The organism is Bacillus sp. S2(2024), assembly GCF_050474045.1.
Classification (GTDB): domain Bacteria; phylum Bacillota; class Bacilli; order Bacillales; family Bacillaceae_G; genus Bacillus_A; species Bacillus_A yunxiaonensis.
Window position 1 is genome coordinate 1139888 of sequence record NZ_JBFLUS010000003.1, and the last position, 15697, is coordinate 1155584.

Here is a 15697-nt window from a genome sequence, read left to right on the forward strand (position 1 = left end):
TTTATGAACTCATATACATCGGCTATTTTACTTGGAGTAATTGTTGGAACAGTTACACGAATTTTAATGCTTCAAACTGATACAAGGCAGTATCCAACTCGCTTGCATGGCAAGATTATTCATATCGCTATGGGAATTACTGCATCTGCCCTTGGGGCAGTTGCAATCCCATCTATTTTGAAGAAAGATTTTTCCGCTATTACATTTCTGACATTAGCGGCATCGCAGTTTCGTGATGTGCGTAATATGGAGCGTAATACATTGCAGCAGCTAGACGGATATGAGCTTGTCCCTCGGGGTAATACATATATTGAAGGAATTGCACTTGTGTTTGAGAGCCGTAACTATTTAGCGATGTTAACGTCTTTTGTAAGCACCTTTGCTTATTTAGGTTTTAAATCGTGGTACGCTGGTATTTTAGCTGGAATAATAAGTTTCTTTGTTGTGAAAAAGTTAATGTCTGGTAAACGGCTGCGAGATCTCGTTGAAATTGAACATGTGCCACCGCATTTTGAAGGAGCTGGTCTTTATGTAGATAATATTTATATTATGAATATTGGTTTACCAGCGAGACAAAAAGAAATTATGAAGTATGGTATGGGATTTATTTTGAAACCAAAGTCTATTGATGCAAAAATAACATTAGCGAATTTAGGGCAAAGACAAGCGATTTTGCATGATATGTCTGTTGCGCTTGGTATTTATCGAGATTCTGGAACACCAGCACTTGTACCGCTTGCAAAACGGGATTTAAATGATGGGAGAATAGGTGTGTTTGTTTTGCCGCAAGATCAAGATGTGAATAAAGCTATCCAAATTATCGGAAATGTTCCGACGTTAGAGAGTGCTGTTCATATGCCTTCTGAGGCTCCTACAGGAAGGGGAGATAAAGGATGATATTAGAAAAATGTATTCTTGCTGTCATTACAACAATTCCAGAAAAATTCGGTGGCGGCGCTCCATTATTTGTATGTGAGACAGTAGAAGAAATGGAGTTTGTTGCTAATAATTTAGAGGCGATTATAGATGGAATTGCACACCGCTTACAAGAGAACCTATATATTATTGTGAAACATTCTTGAAATGTGCTATAATATGAGATGTTTTGATATGAAGAGAAATATTCTGGAATGCAAATCCCTTCTTGCACAAAGAAGGGTTTTTTACATAATAACAGAAGCAAATAGAAAGGATGAAAGTATATGCCAAAACCGGTAGTGGCAATAGTAGGACGCCCAAACGTTGGAAAATCAACTATTTTTAATAGAATTGTTGGAGAAAGAGTATCAATTGTAGAAGATATTCCTGGTGTAACACGAGATCGTATTTATAGTGCAGGAGAATGGTTAAATCATGAGTTTAACATTATTGATACAGGTGGAATTGATATTGGGGACGAGCCGTTTTTGACACAAATTCGTCAACAAGCAGAAGTTGCGATTGATGAAGCAGATGTTATCATTTTTATGACGAATGGTCGCGACGGTGTAACAGCAGCGGATGAAGAGGTTGCAAAGATTTTATATCGTTCTAAAAAGCCGGTTGTATTAGCTGTCAACAAAATAGATAATCCAGAGATGCGCAGCGATATTTATGATTTTTATGCGTTAGGATTTGGAGAGCCATTCCCAATATCTGGTACACACGGTTTAGGATTAGGTGATTTATTAGATGAAGCAGCAAAACATTTCCCGCAAATTGAAGAAGACGCATACGATGATGAAACAATTAAATTCTGTTTAATTGGTCGTCCGAATGTTGGAAAATCGTCAATGGTTAATGCATTGCTTGGTCAAGAGCGTGTAATCGTTAGTAATGTAGCTGGCACAACACGTGATGCAGTTGATACTCCGTACAGTAAAGATGGACAAGATTACGTTATCATTGATACTGCTGGAATGCGTAAAAAAGGAAAAGTATATGAAAGTACTGAAAAATATAGTGTACTTCGCGCGCTTCGAGCAATTGAACGCTCTGACGTTGTTTTAGTTGTTTTAGATGGTGAAGAAGGAATTATTGAACAAGATAAAAAAATCGCTGGATATGCGCATGATTCAGGTCGTGCTGTAATTATCGTTGTAAATAAATGGGATGCGGTTGAAAAAGATGAGAAAACGATGAAGGAATTCGAAGAGAATATTCGTGCTCACTTCCAATTTTTAGATTATGCACCAATTGTATTTTTATCTGCAAAAACGAGAAAACGTACACATACATTGCTTCCGGTTATTAATGAGGTAAATGCAAGTCATAGTATTCGTGTACAAACAAACGTATTAAACGACGTGATTATGGATGCTGTTGCAATGAATCCAACACCAACACATAATGGACAACGTTTGAAAATTTTCTATGCAACACAAGTCGCGGTGAAACCACCGACATTTGTTGTATTCGTAAATGATCCAGAGTTACTGCACTTCTCATATGAGCGCTTCTTGAAAAATCGTCTGCGTGATGCATTTGGCTTCGTAGGAACACCGATTAAAATTATTGCAAGAGCACGAGATTAATGGAGAGGATGTGATTTTATGAAAAAAATCACAGTAGTAGGAGCAGGTAGCTGGGGAACGGCGTTAGCAATGGTATTAGCTGACAACGGCCATGATGTACGTCTTTGGGGAAACCGAGTAGAACTCATGAATGAAATTAATGAAAAACATGAAAATAGTCGTTATCTTCCGGGGATTACACTGCCAGCCAGTATTGTTGCTTACTCTTCTTTAGAAGAAGCATTAGCAGGGGTGGATACAGTACTTCTCGTTGTACCTACAAAAGCATATAGAGAAGTATTGAAAGATATGAAAGAAATTGTTTCGCAGCCAATTACATGGATTCATGCGAGTAAAGGAATTGAACCAGGAACTTCAAAACGTATTTCGGAAGTGATTGAAGAAGAAATTCCGGCACATCTTATTCGAGATGTTGTTGTCTTATCGGGACCAAGTCATGCAGAAGAAGTTGGATTACGCCAAGCCACAACAGTTACATCAGCTGCAAAGCGTATGGAAGCAGCAGAAGAAGTTCAGGACTTATTTATGAATAGTTATTTCCGTGTATATACAAACCCAGATATTGTTGGGGTTGAGCTTGGCGGAGCGTTAAAAAATATTATTGCCCTTGCTGCTGGTATCACTGATGGACTTGGTTTAGGTGATAATGCAAAGGCGGCACTTATGACGCGTGGTTTAACGGAAATTGCTCGTTTAGGTCATAAAATGGGTGGGAAACCTTTAACGTTTGCTGGCTTGACAGGTATGGGAGATTTAATTGTAACGTGTACGAGTGTCCATAGCCGAAATTGGCGTGCTGGTAACCTGCTTGGTAAAGGTTGCTCGTTAGACGAAGTGTTAGATAATATGGGAATGGTTGTTGAAGGTGTGCGGACAACGAAAGCAGCACATGAGATGGCAAAGAAAATGAATGTAGACATGCCGATTACAGCTACCTTATATGATGTATTATTTAATGGGAAAAATGTAAAAGATGCTGTTGGAACGCTGATGGGGCGTGTGCGCAAACACGAAGTAGAAGAAATTCCAGATTTGTTGTAAGAAAAGCTGCACAAGTGTAAAAATACACTTGTGCAGCTTTTTCTTATTTTGGGTCTTTTCACCATTCTTTGTTTTCTGCATACCATGAAGTGTAGATTACAAGAGAGGGTGAATAAAGTGGATAATAATTTATTCAACAATATTGAAAAGGAATCGAAAGTAAAAAAAGATGATATTTTTAAATTAGCTTCTTCTGTCCAAAATGCAAATTTACGAGATGAGCAAGTATTACGTCAGTTAATTCATCAAGTTGCCGCAATGGCAGGAAGAGATGTATCAAAAGAGAAAGAAGATCAAATTGTAAATGCGATTATTAATAATAACATGCCAACCGATTTTAGCTCATTAAGTAAAATGTTTAAAAAATAAAGTACGAGAAACCATTGTTATATATATTGCATACGATATGATGAAGGAATGAATATGAGCTGTTTGTGGGAATATTTGGTCAGCCGAAGCGGAGAAGTCTCGTGCTTCGGTTTTTTAATGGTTTCATCATATGTGAATGGCATACTGCCGGCCTTTCAGTAGGAGAGTTTCGTTTTGTTTTCAGTTTAAATTAAATAAATTAATTATTTATATTTTTTAAAAAGTTATAATTTGTTAAAATAGTAGAAAAACATATTAAAATAAAGGAGTGTATATATGTCTGTTGGACTTATAAAGATGTGGTTTTCTTTGGGGGCAATGGCTCTTATGTTTATTGCCGTTATGTTCATATTGTTAAGTCGTCATAAAATAAAGAATTCGTTTTTGAAAGGGTTTACAGCTTTATTTGCATATACATGTATGATTATTTCTGGGCTTATTATTTTTCTTGTTGTATTTAGCGGGCCAATTGAACAATAGAAACTAAAGGACGGATTTTTGATGAAGAAAATACTAATGATTTTCGTATTATGTTGTACTAGTATGTTATCTGGGTGTCTATATCCGAAAGAAAAGGTACAACAAAATATAGTACCATATGAAGATCAATTACAAGCAGTGCAAACAGCAGTTAATACATATAGAGAACAAAATGATCATATATTGCCTATTAAAACACGCGATATGAATACACCAATCTATCAAAAATACCCGATTGATTTTCAAAAGATTACCCCTAGGTTTATGCAAGAACCACCTGGGAATGCTTTTGAAAGCGGAGGTATTTATCAGTATGTATTAGTTGATGTAGAAACAAATCCAACTGTGAAATTAATTGATGTTCGAATGGCTGAACAAATTCGAGATCTAAAGTTGAAACTACAAATCTATCGTGATGAGCATCAATATCCACCGTTTAAAAAAGTAATTACAGATGGTGTGTATGAGCTTGACTATAAAAAAATGGGATATAAAGAAATTCCCCAAGTGGAAAGTCCGTATTCCGGTAAAAACTTACCTTTTGTTATTGATGAGAAAGGTGAGGTGTATATTGATTATCGTATTGATTTATACGACATGTTACAAAAATATGGTGATGAAGTGAAAGAAGGAGAAGATATTCGCCAGTTGTTTGTGAAACATACCCCATTTGTCCCTGTGTATTCTTTGCCGTATACAGTAAAGAACAAAGAACCAATTTTTTTTAAGTGATAAGTCATGAACCTTTCTTCTAACGAATAAGTTCTAGAAGAAGGGTTTTTTACTTCTTGAAACATTCGCATCGCATACAAAAAGTTCTTTTTAAATAGTGATATGAAATTGGGACAAAATCATATGCTGTACAGTCCAAACTACAAGAATAATCATGATTTATTCCCAAAAATGTTGAGGGAGGGAATCACTTGGAAAAGGTTGATATTTTTAAAGATATCGCTGAGCGTACAGGCGGTGATATTTATCTAGGGGTTGTAGGAGCTGTTCGAACAGGAAAATCCACTTTTATTAAGAAATTTATGGAGCTAGTTGTTATTCCTAACATTGAAAACGATTCGGATCGTCAGCGTGCACAAGATGAACTGCCGCAAAGTGCGGCAGGGCGCACAATTATGACCACAGAGCCCAAGTTTGTTCCAAACCAAGCGGTTTCTATCCATGTTGATGACGGACTTGATGTGAATATCCGCTTAGTAGATTGTGTAGGCTATACTGTCCCAGGAGCGAAGGGATATGAAGACGAAAATGGACCACGTATGATTAATACACCGTGGTATGAAGAACCAATTCCATTTCATGAAGCAGCGGAAATTGGGACACGGAAAGTAATTCAAGAACATTCTACAATCGGTGTAGTTATTACAACCGATGGAACAATTGGAGAAATCCCGCGCCGCGACTACATTGAAGCGGAGGCGCGGGTTGTAAATGAGTTAAAAGAAGTTGGAAAACCTTTCATTATGATTATTAATACAGTACAGCCATATCATCCTGATACAGAACAACTTCGTCAAAGTTTAGTAGAAGAATATGATATTCCAGTGTTAGCAATGAGCGTAGAAGGGTTAAGAGAAGGTGATGTATACAATGTGCTGCGCGAGGCATTATATGAATTCCCTGTTTTAGAAGTAAATGTAAATCTTCCAAGTTGGGTAATGGTATTAAATGATAACCACTGGCTTCGCCAAAGCTATCAAGAGGCTGTCCAAGAAACCGTAAAAGATATTAAGCGTCTTCGTGATGTTGACCGCGTTGTATGGCAATTTAGTCAATATGAATTTATTGATCGGGCAAGTCTTGCGGGAATTGATATGGGGCAAGGTGTTGCTGAGATAGATTTATATGCACCAGATGAATTGTATGATCAAATTTTAAAAGAAGTGGTAGGCGTTGAAATTCGTGGTAGAGATCATTTGTTAAAATTAATGCTTGACTTTGCTCACGCGAAAACAGAATATGATCAAGTTGCAGATGCGCTAAAAATGGTAAAACAAACAGGATACGGTGTTGCAGCACCGGCACTAGCAGATATGAGTTTAGATGAACCAGAAATTATTCGACATGGATCGCGATTTGGGGTGAAATTAAAAGCTGTTGCTCCATCTATTCATATGATTAAAGTTGATGTGGAATCAACATTTGAACCAATTATTGGAACAGAAAAACAAAGTGAAGAGCTTGTTCGCTATTTAATGCAAGATTTCGAAGATGACCCACTTTCTATTTGGAATTCGGATATTTTTGGACGATCACTTAGCTCTATCGTTCGAGAAGGGATTCAGGCAAAATTATCATTAATGCCAGAAAATGCTCGTTATAAATTAAAAGAAACGTTAGAACGAATTATAAATGAAGGATCAGGCGGTTTAATAGCAATTATTTTATAATCGAAAGACTCCTTATTTGGGAGTCTTTTTTTGCTTTTCTTTGAAAAATAAAATGTCATTATCTAATACTTTATAGGTGATTGTCAAGTTTCATCAGTTTTTCGCATTTTCATGGCAACATTTTCTTTAAAAATATTGAATTATAAAGGAGAATCGTATAATATAGGCCTAGATAATGATTTATCTACATCATTGTAGTATAGAATTTGTAAAAATTGCCTACAAATGAAGGTAAGACTCATTTTATGATCATTATACAGTCGTATCTTTGGGAGGAGGTGAATGGCATGAACAAGACAGATTTAATCAATGCTGTTGCAGAAGCAAGTTCCCTTTCTAAAAAGGACGCAACAAAAGCAGTTGACGCTGTTTTTGATTCCATCTTAGAAGCTTTAAAGCAAGGTGATAAAGTACAACTTATCGGATTTGGTAACTTCGAAGTTCGTGAGCGTGCGGCTCGTAAAGGACGCAACCCACAAACTGGTGAGGAGATTGAAATCGCGGCAAGCAAAGTACCTGCATTCAAACCTGGTAAAGCGCTAAAAGATGCGGTTAAATAATCCTTACATATTTTGGGGAAGAAGAGTTTCCTTATTGGAAACTCTTCTTTTTGCTTTTAAAAACATATATATGCTAGAATGTGTTCGTAGTATTTTTAGGTTTTATTCGGGAGGGCTAGCGGATGGCAAATGTAAACTTAGAGCAAATCGAACATGCAGTACGTCTTATTTTAGAAGCAATTGGGGACGACCCAAATCGTGAGGGAGTATTAGATACACCAAAACGTGTTGCGAAGATGTATGCAGAAGTATTTTCTGGTATGCATGAGGATCCAAAAGAACATTTATATAAAGTGTTTGGTGAAGAGCATGAAGAGCTTGTATTGGTAAAAGACATTCCGTTCTTTTCTATGTGTGAGCATCATCTTGTTCCGTTTTATGGCGTTGCACATGTTGCATATATTCCACGTGGTGGAAAAGTAACAGGGTTAAGTAAATTGGCACGTACAGTAGATACAGTTGCACGTCGACCGCAATTACAAGAACGAATTACATCAACAGTAGCAGATTCTATTATGGAAGTGTTAGAGCCGCATGGTGTAATGGTTGTTGTAGAAGCAGAGCATATGTGCATGACAATGCGCGGTGTGAAAAAACCTGGTGCGAAAACTGTAACAACTGCAGTGCGTGGTGTGTTAGAAACAGACGCACCAGCACGTGCGGAGATTCTATCTTTTATTAAGACGAATTAGTAGGAAAGCAGGAGACTGCTTTTCTTTTTTTATCCCGCATGAACGGGAAATAAGACCCCCACTGATGGAAGTTACACTTTATGTCAATTTAACAGCCAGAATAAGGGGAAATAAAGATCAATTTTTACTTTGTTTCGTTTCGTCAAGTTTTCTTTATAGAAAAATGAATGAATGTGTTATAATAGATTTTATGAATTAGAAAACAAGGGTGATTTTTGTGGGTAACATCTACGGAGGGTTTACGGATATAAAGGAGCAGCTATATAAGAAACTACGCCATCCTTATTTTATAAAATATATTGAAGAACCAGTTATTGATGAAAAAAAATTAGCGTTCTTATATTCCATTTTAAAAAGTGCAAACATACATAGAGAGCAAATTGAACATTACGTAGTAACCATTATGCTTGTGCAAATTGCTTTAGATACACATGAGAAAGTATCAAATAAAGAGGAGACGGATGGGTTTCATAAGCGGCGCCAACTAACAGTATTAGCAGGGGATTATTACAGCGGACTATACTATTATTTACTTTCAATGAATCATGATATTACACTCATTCGTGCGTTGGCAGAAGGTATTAAACAGATTAATGAACATAAAATTATGTTATATCAGCAAACATATGAAACGATGGAAGAAATGTTAAGTAGTGTAGGGATGATTGAATCGGCTCTTTTACAAAAAACATGTGATCATTTTCAAGTGACACATGTAAAGTCAACAATTAACAATATGTTGGCAATCGCTCGTTTGCAAACTGAGTATCAAATATTCTTGAAGAAAGAATCGTCGCCAGTATTTACGATGTTTCAAAAGATTTTATCTTCTGACGATAAAACGAAAGTGGAAAACGTATACAACGAATCGATAAAAAATATACGAAGTCAAATTGATATTTTGATGCAAGATGATACAGGAATTGAAACATTTTTTTCCACATTGAAAGAGGCGACTTGAGTATTTTGAATTTTACAGTTGGAAGAAGGGTAAAAGCATGCAACAATCAAAAGAAGAAAGAGTACATGACGTATTTGAGAAGATATACAATAGATACGATGTAATGAATTCAGTTATTAGCTTTCAAAGACATAAAACATGGCGCAAAGAAACGATGCAAATTATGGACGTTCAACCTGGCAGTACAGCGCTTGATGTATGTTGTGGAACGGCTGACTGGACGATTGCGCTTGCTGATGCGGTCGGTTCCAATGGAAAAGTATATGGATTAGATTTTAGTAAAAATATGCTTTCGGTTGGAAAAGAGAAAGTGGAAGCTTTACAATTGGATCAAGTAGAATTAATTCATGGTAATGCAATGGAATTACCCTTTGAGGATGACATGTTTGATTATGTCACAATTGGATTTGGACTCCGAAATGTGCCAGATTATATGCAGGTATTAAAAGAGATGACTCGTGTTGTAAAACCGGGTGGGAAGGTTATTTGCTTAGAAACATCGCAGCCGACAATGATTGGAATTCGACAAGGTTATCTTTTATATTTTAAATACATTATGCCTTTATTCGGAAAGTTATTTGCTAAAAGTTATAAAGAATATTCGTGGTTACAAGAATCAGCAAGCACATTTCCAGGAATGAAAGAATTGGCTCGTATGTTTGAAGAAGCTGGACTTGAACAAGTAAGAGTAAAGTCGTTTACTTTTGGAGTTGCAGCAATGCACCTAGGTTATAAGCCGAAGTAAAGTGAAATTATCATCAGTAGGAACTTTATTTCCTGTCGATGGAAAGGTATCACCAATCGGGCTCTAATGGGCGGTTCTCTCCCGTCTATCTTTATTTTTTGTTTCCTCACAATCCTTGAGGTGGGAGTTTTACTTCCCGTTAAAGCGGGATAAAAAAAGAAAAGAAGTTTTAGGTTAAGGTGAACGATATGAAGTTACAACTTATGTATTCTTTTTTACGATCGGATATTGATAAAATTGAGAAAGAGTTAAAAGTGGTTGTTGCTTCTGAGCAACAACTGCTTGAAGAAGCTGCGTTGCAACTGATTGAGGCCGGTGGAAAACGAATCCGACCTGTTTTCGTTCTGCTTGCGGGGAAATTTGGAAATTATAAACTTGATGTAATTAAACATGTTGCGGTTGCATTAGAGCTTATTCATATGGCTTCTCTTGTGCACGACGATGTAATTGATGCCGCTCTTTTAAGAAGAGGGAGTGCGACTGTAAATGCAAACTGGGGCGATCGCATTGCAATGTATACAGGTGATTATTTATTTGCAAAGTCTCTAGAGTGCATTACAAATTTAGAAAGTCCAGAGGTACATAAAGCATTATCGCATACGATTCTTGAAGTGTGTAAAGGAGAAATTGAGCAAATTAAAGATAAGTATGACTTTGGACAAAATTTACGAACGTATTTACGTCGTATTAAACGAAAAACAGCGCTTTTAATTGCCGCGAGTTGCCAATTAGGAGCGATTGCATCTGGTGCATGCCGTGATACAGTGAATCGTTTATTTTGGTATGGTTATTTTGTTGGCATGTCTTATCAAATTATTGATGATATATTAGATTTTGTGTCGACAGAAGAAAAGCTTGGAAAACCGGCGGGCGGAGATTTATTGCAAGGTAATATTACACTTCCTGCTTTATATGCGATGGAAGATCCTAAACTTCGCGAGAGAATTGTTCGAGTTAATGAAAATACGCCTACAGATGAAATGAAAGAAATTATTGAAGCGGTCAAAAATAGTAATGCAATTGATCAAGCTTTTGCATTTAGTGAAAGATATTTACATAAAGCATTAGAAGTTATTAAGCCGTTGCCTCGTGGTCAGGCGAAATTGGCATTGCAAAATGTTGCAAAATATATAGGGAAACGTAAATTTTAAATGTTTTTCGAAGAAAATAATAATCTCTCCATTTCAAAACTGTTGCACAATTTTGATAACGGTGATACTATGTGTTTGGGGATGTACAATTACATACATAAATAGGAAGTGGAGAGATTTATTATGGAAAAAACATTTTTAATGGTAAAACCAGATGGTGTACAGCGTGCAGTCATTGGGGAGATTGTTGCTAGATTTGAAAGAAAGGGCTTTCAACTAGTTGGTGCTAAGCTTATGCAAGTAACACCAGAGATTGCTGGACAACATTATGCTGAACATAAAGAGAGACCTTTCTTCGGTGAATTAGTAGATTTCATCACATCTGGACCTGTTTTTGCAATGGTATGGCAAGGTGAAGGTGTTGTTGAGACAGCTCGTAACATGATGGGCAAAACAAGACCAAATGAAGCTGCACCTGGTACAATTCGCGGTGACTTTGGAGTAACTGTTGCGAAAAACATTATTCATGGCTCAGATTCTCTTGAAAGTGCAGAGCGTGAAATTGGTATTTTCTTTAACAAAGAAGAGCTAGTTGAGTATTCTAGATCAATGAATGAGTGGATTTACTAATTATTTCGAAATAATTTGTAAACGCTTTAAAATATAGTGGGAAAGCGCAAGAAAGGATGGTTACATTCCTTCTTGCGCTTTTTTTGTTTCGTATTTATGTAAATCCAGTTTGATTTTTTAATACATAAGTCATTGCTATGCAGAATAAAAAGTGATCTGCACTTGTTTTCTTTGTTTTCGTATTGCAAGTGGCAGGAAAAGGGACTGACCGGTTCTATACGTGGTCAAATGCTCTCATCCACCTAAAAAAACGGTTTTTTATGTCGTTTTTTCAATTTGTACTTATTTAGTTACGAATCAATAGAGGTTATGATATAGTGTTACATAAATACTGAAATAAAGGGGAGTAACCGATGCGATATATAACAGCTGGTGAATCTCACGGACCACAACTAACAACAATATTAGAGGGGATTCCGGCAGGTTTATCTTTAGTAGCGGATGATATTAATACAGAGTTAGCAAGAAGACAAAAAGGGCATGGTCGCGGACGCCGCATGCAAATTGAAAAAGATCAAGTTCAAATTTTAAGTGGTGTTCGTCATGGATATACAATTGGTGCTCCGATTACGCTCGTTGTCGAAAATCGTGATTTTACACATTGGACAAAAATTATGGGAGCAGAGCCGTTAACAGAAGAAGAATCAAAAGAGATGAAACGACAAATTACACGACCTCGTCCAGGACATGCAGATTTAAATGGTGCGATTAAATATGGTCATCGTGATATGCGCAACGTATTAGAGCGTTCTTCAGCTAGAGAAACGACGGTTCGTGTAGCTGCTGGAGCTGTTGCAAAGCGCATTTTAGAAGAACTGGGTATAAAAGTAGCAGGGCATGTAATTGAAATTGGAGGAGTGAAAGCGGAGAAGCAGTCGTATGACTCTATTGAAGAGTTACAAACGATTACAGAGGCATCTCCTGTTCGTTGTCTAGATGAAGAAGCATCGCAGAAAATGATGCAAGCAATTGATGATGCAAAAACAAACGGAGATTCTATCGGAGGGATCGTCGAAGTTGTTGTAGAAGGTATGCCAGTTGGTGTTGGAAGTTATGTGCATTATGATCGTAAATTAGATGCAAAACTTGCAGCTGCAATCATGAGTATTAATGCATTTAAAGGTGTGGAGATTGGGATTGGTTTTGAGGCAGCTCATAAGCCGGGAAGTCTTGTCCATGACGAGATTTTATGGGATAAAGATAATGGATATACGAGACGTACAAACAATGCAGGTGGATTAGAGGGCGGTATGACGACAGGTATGCCAGTTGTTGTTCGCGGAGTCATGAAACCAATTCCAACTTTATATAAACCGCTGCAAAGTATTGATATTGATACGAAAGAAGCGTTTCAAGCAAGTATTGAGCGTTCTGATAGCTGTGCTGTACCGGCAGCAAGTGTTGTAGCGGAAGCTGTTGTAGCTTGGGAGCTGGCTGCAGCTGTGATTGAACAATTCGGGATGGATCGCATTGATTTAATTCGTGAAAATATTGAGAAACATAACGAATATGTGAGGGAATTTTGATGAAGACAATACAGATTCAAACAGGTTCCAAACAATATAATGTGTATGTTGGAAATCACGCATTGTTACAATTATCAAAGATTATAGAAAATATGAAACCAGCTGTTTCAAGTATTCTACTGATTTCTGATGAAACGGTAGCTTCATTCCATCTAGATGAAGTGAAAAATATTTTGCAATTAGAAAAAGATGTGTTTTCATTTGTGATTCCGAGCGGTGAAAAAGAAAAATCGTTTGAAAATTACTATGCGGTTCAAACGTTTGCGCTTGAAAAAGGTCTAGATCGTCATTCGCTTATTATTGCACTTGGCGGCGGAATGATTGGAGATTTAGCGGGATTTGTTGCGGCGACGTTTATGAGAGGTATTCGATTTGTACAGGTACCAACAACGTTACTTGCGCATGATAGTGCAGTTGGAGGTAAGGTTGCAATCAATCATCCGCTTGGGAAAAATATGATTGGTGCATTTCATCAGCCAGAAGCTGTGATTTACCATACTCCGTTTTTAAATTCTCTTCCAGAAAAAGAATGGCGCTCTGGTTTTGCAGAAGTAATTAAACATTCGTTTATCGGAGATGTAGAATTATATCATTGGCTGCGCGAAGAAGTGAAAACATTAACTGATTTAAGAGATGATAAGTTAATTTATACACTGCAGCGTGCGATTCCAGTAAAAGCAAAAATTGTTGCAGAGGATGAAACTGAAAAAGGTGTTCGCGCTTACTTAAATTTTGGACATACACTTGGACATGCTCTAGAAAAAGAGATGGGATATGGAAACATCACACATGGTGATGGTGTTGCAATCGGCATGTTATTTGCCATCTTTTTAAGTGAACAAATATATGAAAAAGATCTTCAATACAAGGAAATCAAACGGTGGTTTACTGCATATGGCTATCCGAGCATGCCAAGTAAACTTGATGTGAATCGCCTCGTTCAATTGATGAAACAAGATAAAAAAGCGAATGGTGGAACAATTCGTATGGTCCTTATGCAGGAAATTGGGGTAGTGGATGTCGTATCTATTTCAGATGAGACCGTCCGAACCGCTTTAGAAGCATTTCAAAGAGAGGAGGAGTCTATTTGATTCGCGCAATTCGCGGCGCAACTACAGTCGATTGCAATGAAATAGAGGAAATATTGACTGCAACCGAGCGTTTAGTGAAAGAAATGGCAAGTACTAATGGGGTTTCTCCTGCTGATATTGTATCTGTATTAATTTCCACAACAACAGATATAAATGCATGTTTTCCAGCAGCTGCATTAAGACGTATTGAGGATTGGTCCTATGTACCGGTCATGTGCATGCAAGAAATAGAAGTTCCAAATGCTCTTGAGAAATGTATTCGCGTTATGATGACGGTTATGACAAATAAACAACAGCATGAAATTTACCATGTCTATTTAGAGAAAGCGGTGCAGCTAAGGCCCGATTTACAAAAATGATAGGGGGAATTTGAATGAAGGTAAAAGAGCAATTATTGTCGTTAAAAGCGTATGTGCCTGGGAGAAATATTGAAGAAGTAAAGAGACAATATGGGTTATCTAAAATTGTGAAACTAGCATCAAATGAAAATCCATTCGGATGTTCAAAACGTGTTTCTGAAGCTTTGGTATCATTAGATGGACAATATGCGCTCTATCCAGACGGTGCAGCGTATGCTCTTCGTGAAAAACTAGCAGATCATCTTCATGTAAAAAGAGAACAAATTTTATTTGGCAGCGGCTTAGATGAAGTGATTCAAATGATTAGTCGTGCTCTGTTACAAGAAGGAACAAATGTTGTCATGGCAAAGCCGACATTTTCACAATACCGTCATCATGCAGTAATTGAAAAAGCTGAAGTACGTGAAGTGCCTTTAAAAGAGGGGACACATGATTTAGAGGCAATGCTTGCGCAAGTTGATGAGCATACACGTATCATATGGATTTGTAACCCTAATAATCCGACGGGAACGTACGTTTCAATGGAACGGTTACGTTCATTCTTAGAAGCGGTTCCGAAAACAGCACTTGTTATTATGGATGAAGCATATTATGAGTATGCTGGGGCTGAAGATTATCCGCAAACAGTACCGCTTCTAGAGAAGTATGAAAACCTTATGGTGTTACGTACGTTTTCAAAAGCATACGGATTAGCATCATTTCGTATTGGTTATGCAATCGGAAATGAAAACTTAATGCGTTCGTTAGAGGTAGCAAGATTACCATTTAATACGTCATCAATTGCACAGGTAGTTGCGCAAGCCGCGATAGAAGATCAAGCGTTTTTGCAAGAGTGTGTGAAAGTGAATAATAAAGGATTACAGCAATATTACGATTTTTGTGAGAAGTATCAAGTGTTTTATTATCCATCACAGGCGAATTTTATCTTTTTAGAACTTGATCTCCCAGGGGATGAAGTATTTGAAAGATTACTACAAAAAGGATATATCGTTCGTTCTGGTGGCCCGCTTGGTTTACCAAATGGTATTCGTATTACGGTTGGAACGAAAGAAGAGAATGCAGAGATTATTGCAGTTCTTACTGAACTTGTAAAAGAGAATTTGGAAAAAGAAGAGACATACTCATAAGAAAAGAAACGGCTCCATTATTAGGAGTCGTTTTTTTCATTCTATTTGCGTAAAGAAGAAGGAAAGAAGTACAATAAAGTGAACCTTCCATCTGTGTGGAGGATTCTTCA

Annotated in this window: 18 protein-coding genes; all 18 read left to right on the plus strand. The window is 37.1% G+C overall.

Annotation, left to right across the window (positions count from 1 at the left end; all coding sequences use genetic code 11):
- The first annotated feature begins 3 nt into the window (after window positions 1-3).
- The 18 genes from AB1284_RS05780 (at window position 4) to hisC (ending at window position 15587) form a co-directional block, all read left to right on the plus strand.
- Window positions 4-897, plus strand: a complete 894-nt coding sequence (locus AB1284_RS05780) for a YIEGIA family protein (RefSeq protein ID WP_429750957.1) — start codon at window positions 4-6, stop codon at window positions 895-897.
- Entirely contained in the window at window positions 894-1082 is a 189-nt protein-coding gene (locus AB1284_RS05785) for a capping complex subunit for YIEGIA (protein ID WP_429750955.1), read from the plus strand. The genes AB1284_RS05780 and AB1284_RS05785 overlap by 4 nt, the downstream gene beginning before the upstream one ends.
- Before the next feature lie 120 nt (window positions 1083-1202).
- Window positions 1203-2513 (plus strand): ribosome biogenesis GTPase Der, encoded by a 1311-nt coding sequence (gene der / locus AB1284_RS05790; protein WP_429750953.1) that lies wholly within the window; start codon window positions 1203-1205, stop codon window positions 2511-2513.
- 18 nt (window positions 2514-2531) lie between these two features.
- Window positions 2532-3554, plus strand: a complete 1023-nt coding sequence (locus tag AB1284_RS05795) for an NAD(P)H-dependent glycerol-3-phosphate dehydrogenase (protein WP_429750952.1) — start codon at window positions 2532-2534, stop codon at window positions 3552-3554.
- A gap of 117 nt (window positions 3555-3671) precedes the next feature.
- Window positions 3672-3923 (plus strand): stage VI sporulation protein F, encoded by a 252-nt coding sequence (locus tag AB1284_RS05800; RefSeq protein ID WP_336483023.1) that lies wholly within the window; start codon window positions 3672-3674, stop codon window positions 3921-3923.
- Between the two features lie 276 nt (window positions 3924-4199).
- Window positions 4200-4403, plus strand: a complete 204-nt coding sequence (locus AB1284_RS05805; protein ID WP_429750950.1) for a DUF2768 domain-containing protein — start codon at window positions 4200-4202, stop codon at window positions 4401-4403.
- Window positions 4404-4424: 21 nt separating this feature from the next.
- Window positions 4425-5135 carry a hypothetical protein gene (locus AB1284_RS05810; protein WP_429750949.1) on the plus strand — a complete coding sequence of 237 codons (711 nt, stop codon included), beginning with the start codon at window positions 4425-4427 and terminating at the stop codon, window positions 5133-5135.
- 191 nt (window positions 5136-5326) lie between these two features.
- Window positions 5327-6805, plus strand: a complete 1479-nt coding sequence (gene spoIVA, locus AB1284_RS05815) for a stage IV sporulation protein A (protein ID WP_429750947.1) — start codon at window positions 5327-5329, stop codon at window positions 6803-6805.
- A 287-nt stretch (window positions 6806-7092) separates the two neighbouring features.
- Window positions 7093-7365, plus strand: a complete 273-nt coding sequence (locus AB1284_RS05820) for an HU family DNA-binding protein (protein WP_001043860.1) — start codon at window positions 7093-7095, stop codon at window positions 7363-7365.
- Between the two features lie 122 nt (window positions 7366-7487).
- The gene (gene folE / locus AB1284_RS05825; protein WP_429750946.1) at window positions 7488-8057 is read left to right on the plus strand and encodes a GTP cyclohydrolase I FolE; all 570 of its coding nucleotides are present in this window, start codon (window positions 7488-7490) and stop codon (window positions 8055-8057) included.
- 217 nt (window positions 8058-8274) lie between these two features.
- Window positions 8275-9018, plus strand: a complete 744-nt coding sequence (locus AB1284_RS05830; RefSeq protein ID WP_429750945.1) for a heptaprenyl diphosphate synthase component 1 — start codon at window positions 8275-8277, stop codon at window positions 9016-9018.
- A 37-nt stretch (window positions 9019-9055) separates the two neighbouring features.
- Entirely contained in the window at window positions 9056-9763 is a 708-nt protein-coding gene (locus tag AB1284_RS05835) for a demethylmenaquinone methyltransferase (protein WP_429750943.1), read from the plus strand.
- Window positions 9764-9951: 188 nt separating this feature from the next.
- Window positions 9952-10914, plus strand: coding sequence for a heptaprenyl diphosphate synthase component II (gene hepT, locus AB1284_RS05840; protein ID WP_429750942.1), 963 nt, complete (start codon window positions 9952-9954; stop codon window positions 10912-10914).
- Between the two features lie 123 nt (window positions 10915-11037).
- On the plus strand, window positions 11038-11484 hold the full coding sequence (gene ndk / locus AB1284_RS05845; RefSeq protein WP_230574018.1) for a nucleoside-diphosphate kinase: 447 nt from the start codon (window positions 11038-11040) through the stop codon (window positions 11482-11484).
- Window positions 11485-11837: 353 nt separating this feature from the next.
- Window positions 11838-13010, plus strand: coding sequence for a chorismate synthase (aroC, locus tag AB1284_RS05850; protein ID WP_429750940.1), 1173 nt, complete (start codon window positions 11838-11840; stop codon window positions 13008-13010).
- Window positions 13010-14101: a 3-dehydroquinate synthase gene (gene aroB / locus AB1284_RS05855; protein ID WP_429750938.1), complete on the plus strand. Its 1092-nt coding sequence runs from the start codon at window positions 13010-13012 to the stop codon at window positions 14099-14101. Before aroC ends, aroB begins: the two co-directional genes overlap by 1 nt.
- Complete coding sequence (gene aroH, locus AB1284_RS05860; RefSeq protein WP_429750936.1) at window positions 14098-14460, plus strand: chorismate mutase; 363 nt, start codon at window positions 14098-14100, stop codon at window positions 14458-14460. The genes aroB and aroH overlap by 4 nt, the downstream gene beginning before the upstream one ends.
- Before the next feature lie 14 nt (window positions 14461-14474).
- Window positions 14475-15587 (plus strand): histidinol-phosphate transaminase, encoded by a 1113-nt coding sequence (gene hisC / locus AB1284_RS05865; protein WP_429750934.1) that lies wholly within the window; start codon window positions 14475-14477, stop codon window positions 15585-15587.
- The last annotated feature ends 110 nt before the right edge of the window (window positions 15588-15697 follow it).

What these genes read in the sequence shown, in the direction of transcription:
- AB1284_RS05780 (WP_429750957.1), top strand. Translation starts at nt 4, where the DNA reads ATGAACTCATATACATCGGCTATTTTACTTGGAGTAATTGTTGGAACA.
- AB1284_RS05785 (WP_429750955.1), top strand. Translation starts at nt 894, where the DNA reads ATGATATTAGAAAAATGTATTCTTGCTGTCATTACAACAATTCCAGAA.
- der (WP_429750953.1), top strand. Translation starts at nt 1,203, where the DNA reads ATGCCAAAACCGGTAGTGGCAATAGTAGGACGCCCAAACGTTGGAAAA.
- AB1284_RS05795 (WP_429750952.1), top strand. Translation starts at nt 2,532, where the DNA reads ATGAAAAAAATCACAGTAGTAGGAGCAGGTAGCTGGGGAACGGCGTTA.
- AB1284_RS05805 (WP_429750950.1), top strand. Translation starts at nt 4,200, where the DNA reads ATGTCTGTTGGACTTATAAAGATGTGGTTTTCTTTGGGGGCAATGGCT.
- AB1284_RS05810 (WP_429750949.1), top strand. Translation starts at nt 4,425, where the DNA reads ATGAAGAAAATACTAATGATTTTCGTATTATGTTGTACTAGTATGTTA.
- AB1284_RS05820 (WP_001043860.1), top strand. Translation starts at nt 7,093, where the DNA reads ATGAACAAGACAGATTTAATCAATGCTGTTGCAGAAGCAAGTTCCCTT.
- folE (WP_429750946.1), top strand. Translation starts at nt 7,488, where the DNA reads ATGGCAAATGTAAACTTAGAGCAAATCGAACATGCAGTACGTCTTATT.
- AB1284_RS05835 (WP_429750943.1), top strand. Translation starts at nt 9,056, where the DNA reads ATGCAACAATCAAAAGAAGAAAGAGTACATGACGTATTTGAGAAGATA.
- hepT (WP_429750942.1), top strand. Translation starts at nt 9,952, where the DNA reads ATGAAGTTACAACTTATGTATTCTTTTTTACGATCGGATATTGATAAA.
- ndk (WP_230574018.1), top strand. Translation starts at nt 11,038, where the DNA reads ATGGAAAAAACATTTTTAATGGTAAAACCAGATGGTGTACAGCGTGCA.
- aroC (WP_429750940.1), top strand. Translation starts at nt 11,838, where the DNA reads ATGCGATATATAACAGCTGGTGAATCTCACGGACCACAACTAACAACA.
- aroB (WP_429750938.1), top strand. Translation starts at nt 13,010, where the DNA reads ATGAAGACAATACAGATTCAAACAGGTTCCAAACAATATAATGTGTAT.
- hisC (WP_429750934.1), top strand. Translation starts at nt 14,475, where the DNA reads ATGAAGGTAAAAGAGCAATTATTGTCGTTAAAAGCGTATGTGCCTGGG.